Here is an 8,392-nt window from a genome sequence, read left to right on the forward strand (position 1 = left end):
AGCGCCATCGATGGCAAAAGACGGAATTGTCACCAATGAAGCCTAGCTAATTTAATGAGTAAATATCAAGCTTTTTGGCGCTTTTGTTCAATCATGCGATGAATGATGGGGGTGAGAATAAGCTCCATCGCAAATCCCATCTTGCCTCCGTTCACAACAATTGAAGTTGGGCTAGACATGAAGGAGTCGTGGATCATGTCTAGTAAGTAGGTGAAATCAACATCAAACTTATCGCGAGCTCCTTTGCGGAAATGAATGATTACGAAGCTTTCATCAGGGGCGGGGATACTGCGGCAGATAAAGGGGTTTGAGGTATCGATCGTGGGCACTCTTTGAAAGTTGATGTCTGTGAGGCTGAATTGGGGGCAGATGTGATTGATGTAATCCGGCATACGGCGCAGGATTGTGTCAACGATTGCTTCGGCTGAATAACCGCGTTCAGCATTATCGCGGTGAATTTTTTGAATCCATTCCAAGTTGGTGATTGGCACTACACCAACAAGTAAATCGGCAAGGCTTGCCACGTCGTAGCCATCTCCCACCACTCCACCGTGCAGCCCTTCGTAGAACAGCAAATCGGTAGACCCTGGAATTGGCTCCCAAGGGGTGAATTGGCCTGGGTTCAAATCAGTGCCAAGGCGAGCATTATGTTCAGCTGCTTCCTCGGGGCTGTGTAAGTAGTAGCGCTTTTCACCGCCGCCGCTTTTAGCGTAATTACGAAATAGCTCTTCTAATTTGTCGAAAAGGTTTGCTTCCGGTCCGAAATGGGAGAAGTTTTCACCTGCTTTTAAGGCGCTGGCCATTGCTTCTTTCATGGGAGCGCGTTCGTAGCGGTGATAGCTATCACCCTCCACCACTGCTGGTGTGATCCCTTCGCGGGTGAAAATATGCTCAAAAGCGCGTTTAACAGTGCTGGTGCCAGCTCCTGAGGATCCGGTAACGGCAACGATTGGGTGAAGCTTGGACATCAGCAGCACTACTAACTAAGCAAATTTTGTCAGAGCATCGGCCAAATTCGGCTAGTTGACTAAGCAAGAGCCTTGAGCAGTTCTTCCCCCATCGCTGCACAACCAATCTTTTTGCAACCGTCAGCCATCAGATCACCGGTGCGAAAACCTTTTTCCAGCACAGATTCAACAGCGGTTTCAAGGGCCTTGGCTGCCCCCTCTTGTTTAAGGCCAATCCGCAAAAGCATTGCCGCAGATAGCACCATCGCTAGGGGGTTGGCCACATCTGCTCCAGCAATATCTGGGGCTGAACCATGCACGGGTTCGAATAAACCGGGGCCTGAACTTCCTAAAGAAGCAGAGGGGAGCATGCCTATCGAACCGGTGAGCATTGCTGCCTCATCGCTCAAAATATCGCCAAATAAATTGCTGGTGAGCAGCACATCAAATTGACGCGGTTCCCGTACTAATTGCATTGCAGCGTTATCTACGTACATATGCGATAACTTCACGTCTGGATAAGAACCGGCCATGGCAGTTACCCGGTCACGCCAGAGCTGGCTTACATCCAAAACATTTGCTTTATCTACAGAACAAAGCTCTCCACGTCTTTGTTGAGCCAGCTCAAAGGCAACCTTGGCGATTCGATCTACTTCCGAACTGCAATAGGTCATGGTGTTGAAGCCCCTCTCCTCTCCGTTCTCTAGCTGCACCCGGCCTTTTGGCTGGCCGAAATAGATCCCTCCCGTAAGTTCACGCACCACCAATAAATCCACGCCACTAATCACTTCAGGCCGCAAACTGCTTGCTCCTAATAAAGCCGGCACAATCGCAACAGGCCTGAGGTTGGCAAATAACTGAAGGCCAGCCCTTAAGGCAAGCAAGCCGGATTCCGGCCTTAGCTCCCGAGCTAAAGCGTCGTATTTAGGGGCGCCAATGGCGGCTAAAAGCACAGCATCACTGTTTTTGCAAGCCTCCAAAGTGCTGGGGGGCAAAGGTTGCCCAAATTCCTCTATCGCCGCACCACCCACCGGTTGATGATTGAAATTCAATTGAAAGCCAAATTGGTGGCCCACTTTTTCCAGTAATTTCACCGCAACAGCAGTGATCTCGGGGCCGATCCCATCTCCGGCCAGAAGGGTGATTTGGTAATTGCCCATTGCCGCTTAAGTGTTGATAGCTAGTCGCAACCTATCGCGTCAGTTCGATTGATTCAGCTGCCTCAGATTGCGAGCCATATCGGGTAATTTGCTAAAAACCGCAGAACAGCGCAGCCAAAGTCTGTTTGGTATTGCTGGATAACCACTAACAACTTCTCCAGCTGCTACTTCGCCGTGGATTCCTGATTTTGAAGAAGCAATGGCGCCATCACCAATAACAGCGCGATTTGCCACCCCCACCTGGCCAGCAAGAATTACGCCATTGCCCAGCTTTGCTCCGCCGGCAATACCTACTTGAGCGGCAATTGCGCAATTTTTGCCAATTACTACGCCGTGGCCAACCTGTACCAAATTATCGATTTTGCTTCCAGCACCAATGCGGGTTTCTCCCACTGCTGGGCGATCGATGGTGGAGCCGCAGCCCACCTCCACCCCTTCTTCCAGCAGCACTAAACCGGTTTGAGGCATTTTGCGCCAGCCGCTGGCGGTGGGTACGAAGCCGAACCCCTCACTGCCGATAACTGCATGGGAATGCACAACGCATGCTTCTGCAAGCCGGCTGCCTGGATGCAACACCGCATGAGAATGCAGTTCACAGCCCGGGCCGATTTCTACATCTGGATAGATCACAACGGCTGGATGCAAGATGCAGCCGGCCCCTATGCGGCTGTTTGCACCAATCACCACAAGCGCTCCCACATGCACTCCTTCAGCGAGCACCGCAGTTGCATCCACCACAGCAGTGGGATGAATCCCGCAGGGCAGTGGGCTTTTGGGATAGAGCTGCTCTAAGGCCTCTGCAAAACCAAGCCTTGGATTTTTTAGTGAAATCCAGGCAATTCCCCTTTCAGTTGCTTTTGCATGGAGCTCGGGATCTGGGGGTAGCAGCAGGGCGGAGGCGCTTGTTTCAGCCAATGCAGCCAACAGGGCATTGCCGGGTTCAAGAAAACTCAAGTCCCCTTGGCTTGCTTGATCAAGGGCTGCTGCGGCCTTTAATTCGGGATCATCGCCTAGAAAGAGCGGCTGATTTTCTCCCCCAGAAAGATGCGTTAGCAATGTGCTGAATTGCATGGCAGGCCTCATAACTCAGAGCTTGGCCGGGATCGTAGTGCTAACGCTTGAAATGGCAGTTATTACCAGTTGGTCGCGATGAATCACCACCTCCGGCAACTGAGGCTCAAACTGCTGCACTAAATGAGAGCTCAAACCAAGACAGCGCTGTAGTTCTTTGCTGGCGTAAGCACAAAGACCGCGCCCTAATTCAAGGCCATCACTAGTAAGGATGCGTACCGGCGCTTGACGTTCAAATTCCCCATTAACTTTGATAATTCCGATAGCCAACAGGGAAGCACCCTTATCGAGCAAGGCTCTTGCTGCCCCCTCATCCACCAGTAGATCGCCCTGGGGCACTGGGGCGTGGGCCAACCAGCGTTTGCGATCAGGTATGGGTGAGAGGCTTGCTAAAAAACGGGTGCCATGGCAGCGACCAGCCAATAATTCGGATAAAACAAGCGGATCACGTCCATCAGCCAACCTCACTTGGATGCCACTAGCGGTGGCAATGCGGGCTGCCGCCAATTTTGTTGTAATCCCGCCAGTGCCCCATACATTTCCAGTGCCGGCATCGGTTTGAAGGGCATCTAGTTGAGCAAGGTTTTGCACTTCATCGATTGGTGTTGCCCCATTGTTTTGACGGGGATCGCTGGAATAAAGACGATCCACATCCGTCAATAAAATTAATTCGTCAGCTTGTAGAGCTACGGCCACTAGGGCTGAAAGGGTGTCGTTATCTCCAAAACGCAGTTCTTCAGTGGCCAGGGTGTCATTTTCATTAATAATCGGCACCACATTCCAACTAAGAAGTTGTTGAAGGGTGCGGCTAGCACTTAGAAAACGACGCCTTGAAGCCAGATCGCCGCGGGTTATTAACACCTGGGCCACGGTTTGAGCATGGCTTTTGAAAGCATGGGCATAAAGCCCCATCAGTTGACCTTGACCGATGGCTGCCGCTGCTTGTAATTCCTCAACGAGTTTGGGCCTTGTTTCGAGCCCCAGCTCTTGGCAGCCGAGCCCTACAGCACCACTGGTTACAAGGGCAACACCATGGCCTTTTGCCCGTTCAGCACTCAGGCTTGCGGCTAGTCCTGCGATGAACTGAGCTGTGCTGAGCCCTTTATTGCCCCGCAACAAACTGGTGCCCACTTTCACCACCAAAGTGCGACTCATCAGTGAGGCAATCCCTGATCCATCCGGGCCCCCAGCCAGCGCGCCAATCTGCGTTCGCTGCGCTGCAAAGTGTTTTTATTGCTCGGTTTGCCATCACTGCCAACGGCATGTACCAGAACTGTGAATAGCCCAAGACGGTTTCCTGCAAGCACGTCTGTGAAAACTCGATCGCCAATAAGGGCAACTTGAGCAGCAGGCAATTTCAATTGATTAAGCACAAGCCTTAAAGGGCCGCGTCTTGGTTTGCCTGCTCCTGCCGTAAAAGGCAGATCAAAGGCATTAGCAATTGCTTCAATTCTGCGGCGGTTCGGATTGTTACTGAATAGGTGCAAACGCCATTGATGGCGCGCTTTATTGAGCCATACCAATACATCTGCCGGGATTTCTTGGCTGTGTTGAGGCAGCAAGGTGCAATCCACATCGAGCACTAAGGCCTTGATGTTTAGATCGGCGAATACCTCCAAGGGCAAATCACAAACACTGCCCTTGGCCACCCAATTGGGTTCTAGCAACTCACGCAGGTTCAATCCTGAGACTCCCGCTCCTCCAATTCAGCTTCGATGCGTGGCTGCACCCGCTCGAACTCTTCACCTTCCACCAGCAGGGCATGGTCGTTTTGCATGCGGGCCACCACAAAGAAAGGATCAAGGGGAATGTATAAACCGTATTCCTCTTCTGCCACCATGAAACTAACTAATAATTCGTAGGTTTCTGCATCATCGTCATCATCTCCATCGGCATCTTCATCTTCGTCGAAGTCGTCTGGATCTGGTTCTTCAAGCTCTCCAACAACGGTGAGGGTTACGGCAGAACGCACCAAAGAAAGTTCATGTTCCTGGAGCACCACTTCGGCGGTTGAAAGTATTGGCTCACTGGCATCTAAACCTTCCAGCAGTTCTGGCTCTTCATCGTCGCTAAGGCGAAATAAGCAAACGGGGGTGTCCACTGGTGTGAGCAAGGCGTAGTCGTGGCCATCAAGGGGGATCAGTTGTTCTAAGAAACACAGCAGTTCCTTACCTTGGCCATCGCGCACCACAATTGTGGGCACATCATTTGATCCCGAAAGAGAGGAGGTTTCGCCCATCGTTTCTGTTGCAACTACATCAGGATCCCTCAAGGCTCGCTGCTGTGCTGTCACTAATGGCCGCCGCATAGACCGGTTCAGGTCCTTCCTGCAGCCATTGCTCGAGCAACAAGGCAGCAGCAGCACTATCTAAAGCTCCGCTGCGATCGCCATGGAGCTGCAAACTTTCAGCTGCACACCAGCTGCTGCAATGTTCATTAACCCAAGCGAGGGGCATTGCTAACGCCTGTGCCAGCTGGTTGCCGTAACGCCTGCAATATTCAGCTTGGGGGGTTGGTTGTTGGGCTTGATCTAGGGGAATTCCAACGATTAATGCTTCGCAGCGGCGTTGCTGCACCAGGGATTTAAAAATAAGCAGATCTCGAGAGAAAATTCCCCGGGCAATTGCAGGTAATGGCGAAATCGTTAGCCCAAGAGGATCGCATCCAGCTAAACCGATGCGTTTTTTTCCCACATCGATTGCCAGAACTGAACGGGGCTGGGGTGGCTGCTTCAACGCCAACGCATTGCTTCTGGAACTGGCCGTTGCCTTGGTTGCCATTGGCCAACCAAGCGTTCGATGGTGCGGCTGGCAAGTCCGGGGGGGGGTACCAATTCATTGCGGCGCCAAAGGCTACGGGCGAGCACAAGCTCCTCTTGGATTTGCAGTGCTCCTTGTTGAGCAAGCCATTCATTACCTTCAGAATTACTAATGTCGCAGCGAATTAAGGCGGGCAGGTGTTTATCGGCAGCGTTAGTGAGTAACAAGCCAAGGATGTCTCCCAGCAGGTGTTTCCAGCCGGGATGAAGGCTTAATTCAATTTCAGTGGGGCCCCTATGACGCCGCCTAAGCAGCCTTGCTCCAGCCACCGCTTGGTGGCGTTGAAGATCTACCAACAAAAGGGAATCCACTTGGGAATCAGCCAAAAGATCTTCGCTGCGCAGATCTTGCATTTGGCGCAAGTGGCTTGGTGTTGCTGCAAGTTCAAGCTGCAACAGCAACACTGCGCTGGCCCGGCTTAGGGGCTGAAACTGGAAGGGCTCTGGCAATACCGCAACAGCTTTTAGTTTCCTTAGCGAATTAAGCAGCCATGCCTGTTGATGTTGGAGGATTTGAAAACCCTGTTCCCTTAGAGCCGCCAAGGTTTGTTCAGCGTTGCTGGCAGCCCTTGCAACCCAGGCCATGGCACCGGGAGCCTGCTCTAAAGCCGCTTTTAAAAGACAGCTCTCTACATCTAACGGAGATACTGCATCCCCCCAACTTTCCAAAACCTCAAGGCGCCAGCAACTTCCTCTGCGATTGCAGGGTTCAGCAAGCAACAATCCCACACATGCTCCGTCATCGCTAACAGCAACAAGGGCCAAGGGTGCAGGTGAACTTGATGGGGCAAGCCACGGTTTAAGGGCGGAAATGGGTCTTAAAAAAACTAATTTCTGCAGTTGAGTTGCTAGATATTGCAGTTCTGGTCTTTGCAGCTCAGCAAGGTGGCTCAGCTGCAAGAGCTCAACCTGCAGGTTTTGGTGCTGCAGTTGAGACTCCATGGCGTAGCCCATATTGCGAAACTTTATCTAGGTGTGTTCAGGATCGGGGCCTAACAACCACTAATGGCGTGCGTTCATTGGCATTGCCAGCTGGATTTGGCTTCAGGGCTCGCTCAAGCAACTTGAGATCGCACCCCCTGCTGGCGGCCAATATTTTTACTCGGCCCAGATCATTCACATCCACTACAGCCACCCCATGGCCCAAGGCTGCTGCCATTAGCTGCACCACTTTTTCAGGATCTTCAGGACCCATCACAATTGTTTGGTCGTATGGAGGGGTAGATCCAGTTACGTCGTCGATTAATCGCGCCTGGGGGCCTGCTAATCGATAAAACCCACCTTTAATAGCTGCAAGTTTTAAAAGAGCGCCAAGCAACCATGCCATCAATACCCTTGCAGGGCCAACTGAATTGATCAGGCTTTGCAGTCCGCAAGCGGTGGCAAGACTGCTGGTGGGATGAAATACGCGACAAAGTGTCCTGGCTAATGCCGAGGGAACTATTTCGGATGGATGCTGATATCTGCCTTGCATTACTGCTAAGGGGCTTTCGGCAATGGTGAGAATGTCGCCCGGTTGTAAAACCGCTCCGGCGTAGTGGCGAAGGATTGTTTCAACGTTGTCGAGTACCCCAAGCAGATGGGTGGGTACTGCCAACACATAACAGTGATCGCCCTCTCTCCATTTGGCGTCTTGCGGTTGAACTGGGGCAGGGTGCTTGAGGGGCACAAGTAAACCCTCACGTTTCTTTAGGCGTCCAAAGGGGCCGTAATTCACCCAGTGGATATCTACCCAAAGCGAATCAAGCCGTTGCTCTAGCTGCTCACCTTCAATCCATATGGAAATTTTTGCCTGGGTGCTCTTGTGCCCTTTAACGATGTAAGCAAACCAATAATCATCAGCGCGGCTTTCCTCATCGGGATGACGAGGCTCCACCCTTGTGGTGAGTGTGATGTTTTTAAGGCTTTCACTGGCGAGTAAACGCGGTTTTGCCCTGAGTTCCGGTACAAACACTTCCATCTGGCCATGGGGGTTGTTGATGGTTACAAAACCTTCAACGCAGTAACGCCCAGGCGATATCGACACGCTCCAAGCTTCAAATTTCAGTTTTAGTGGTGAACTCGGCTCTAGGCGATGTCTTGCTTCAAGCCAAAGCAATAGAAGCCCAAGGCCAGCAAGGCTTAGGGCGAAAAAAGTGAATGTCAGTTGCAGTAGCTCCATGGCGGAGAGAGTAAGCCCCCATCTGCTAAGTTTCTGGAGTGGTTGTGTTCAGCACGATTTCGTTAAGAACCGGTGATTTATCGGTTCGGACGTTGATCTTGCTGTGATACGGTTCACAAGTCGTCGAAAGGCGACGCACCTGGACAACCGAAAAGCTTAAGGAACCGACTCTTCTGTCGCGTTTTCGATATTGCGAAAGCGGTATTGAGAACAGATATGCGATAGAGGTGTGAGG

At 51.7% G+C, this 8,392-nt stretch carries 10 protein-coding genes; all 10 read right to left on the reverse strand.

The annotated features are described in order from the left end of the window. Positions 1 to 65 precede the first annotated feature (65 nt). Positions 66 to 968 carry a phosphoribulokinase gene (locus KB557_RS07105; RefSeq protein ID WP_255132702.1) on the reverse strand — a complete coding sequence of 301 codons (903 nt, stop codon included), beginning with the start codon at positions 966 to 968 and terminating at the stop codon, positions 66 to 68. A 59-nt stretch (positions 969 to 1,027) separates the two neighbouring features. Beyond that, positions 1,028 to 2,107 (reverse strand): 3-isopropylmalate dehydrogenase, encoded by a 1,080-nt coding sequence (leuB, locus tag KB557_RS07110; protein WP_255132704.1) that lies wholly within the window; start codon positions 2,105 to 2,107, stop codon positions 1,028 to 1,030. Positions 2,108 to 2,146: 39 nt separating this feature from the next. Beyond that, positions 2,147 to 3,178: a UDP-3-O-(3-hydroxymyristoyl)glucosamine N-acyltransferase gene (gene lpxD, locus KB557_RS07115; RefSeq protein ID WP_255132706.1), complete on the reverse strand. Its 1,032-nt coding sequence runs from the start codon at positions 3,176 to 3,178 to the stop codon at positions 2,147 to 2,149. 15 nt (positions 3,179 to 3,193) lie between these two features. After that, complete coding sequence (gene proB, locus KB557_RS07120; RefSeq protein WP_255132708.1) at positions 3,194 to 4,333, reverse strand: glutamate 5-kinase; 1,140 nt, start codon at positions 4,331 to 4,333, stop codon at positions 3,194 to 3,196. After that, positions 4,333 to 4,860 carry a YqeG family HAD IIIA-type phosphatase gene (locus KB557_RS07125; RefSeq protein WP_255132710.1) on the reverse strand — a complete coding sequence of 176 codons (528 nt, stop codon included), beginning with the start codon at positions 4,858 to 4,860 and terminating at the stop codon, positions 4,333 to 4,335. Before KB557_RS07125 ends, proB begins: the two co-directional genes overlap by 1 nt. After that, positions 4,857 to 5,417 (reverse strand): DUF3727 domain-containing protein, encoded by a 561-nt coding sequence (locus KB557_RS07130; protein WP_255132722.1) that lies wholly within the window; start codon positions 5,415 to 5,417, stop codon positions 4,857 to 4,859. The genes KB557_RS07125 and KB557_RS07130 overlap by 4 nt, the downstream gene beginning before the upstream one ends. A 19-nt stretch (positions 5,418 to 5,436) precedes the next feature. Further along, on the reverse strand, positions 5,437 to 5,919 hold the full coding sequence (gene ruvX / locus KB557_RS07135; protein WP_255132713.1) for a Holliday junction resolvase RuvX: 483 nt from the start codon (positions 5,917 to 5,919) through the stop codon (positions 5,437 to 5,439). After that, a complete protein-coding gene (locus KB557_RS07140; RefSeq protein WP_255132715.1) occupies positions 5,910 to 6,938 on the reverse strand; it encodes a hypothetical protein in 1,029 nt (342 codons plus the stop codon). The genes ruvX and KB557_RS07140 overlap by 10 nt, the downstream gene beginning before the upstream one ends. Before the next feature lie 37 nt (positions 6,939 to 6,975). Next, positions 6,976 to 8,157, reverse strand: coding sequence for a coenzyme F420-0:L-glutamate ligase (locus KB557_RS07145; protein ID WP_255132718.1), 1,182 nt, complete (start codon positions 8,155 to 8,157; stop codon positions 6,976 to 6,978). A 25-nt stretch (positions 8,158 to 8,182) separates the two neighbouring features. After that, positions 8,183 to 8,392, reverse strand: a 210-nt coding sequence (locus tag KB557_RS07150) for a hypothetical protein (RefSeq protein WP_255132720.1), incomplete at its 5' end; no start/stop codon positions are given.

This window comes from Synechococcus sp. Cruz CV12-2-Slac-r, from assembly GCF_024346075.1.
Taxonomy (GTDB): Bacteria; Cyanobacteriota; Cyanobacteriia; order PCC-6307; family Cyanobiaceae; genus Synechococcus_D.

What these genes read in the sequence shown, in the direction of transcription:
- KB557_RS07145 (WP_255132718.1), bottom strand. Translation starts at nt 8,157, where the DNA reads ATGGAGCTACTGCAACTGACATTCACTTTTTTCGCCCTAAGCCTTGCT.
- KB557_RS07130 (WP_255132722.1), bottom strand. Translation starts at nt 5,417, where the DNA reads ATGGGCGAAACCTCCTCTCTTTCGGGATCAAATGATGTGCCCACAATT.
- KB557_RS07140 (WP_255132715.1), bottom strand. Translation starts at nt 6,938, where the DNA reads ATGGAGTCTCAACTGCAGCACCAAAACCTGCAGGTTGAGCTCTTGCAG.
- lpxD (WP_255132706.1), bottom strand. Translation starts at nt 3,178, where the DNA reads ATGCAATTCAGCACATTGCTAACGCATCTTTCTGGGGGAGAAAATCAG.
- KB557_RS07105 (WP_255132702.1), bottom strand. Translation starts at nt 968, where the DNA reads ATGTCCAAGCTTCACCCAATCGTTGCCGTTACCGGATCCTCAGGAGCT.
- proB (WP_255132708.1), bottom strand. Translation starts at nt 4,333, where the DNA reads ATGAGTCGCACTTTGGTGGTGAAAGTGGGCACCAGTTTGTTGCGGGGC.
- leuB (WP_255132704.1), bottom strand. Translation starts at nt 2,107, where the DNA reads ATGGGCAATTACCAAATCACCCTTCTGGCCGGAGATGGGATCGGCCCC.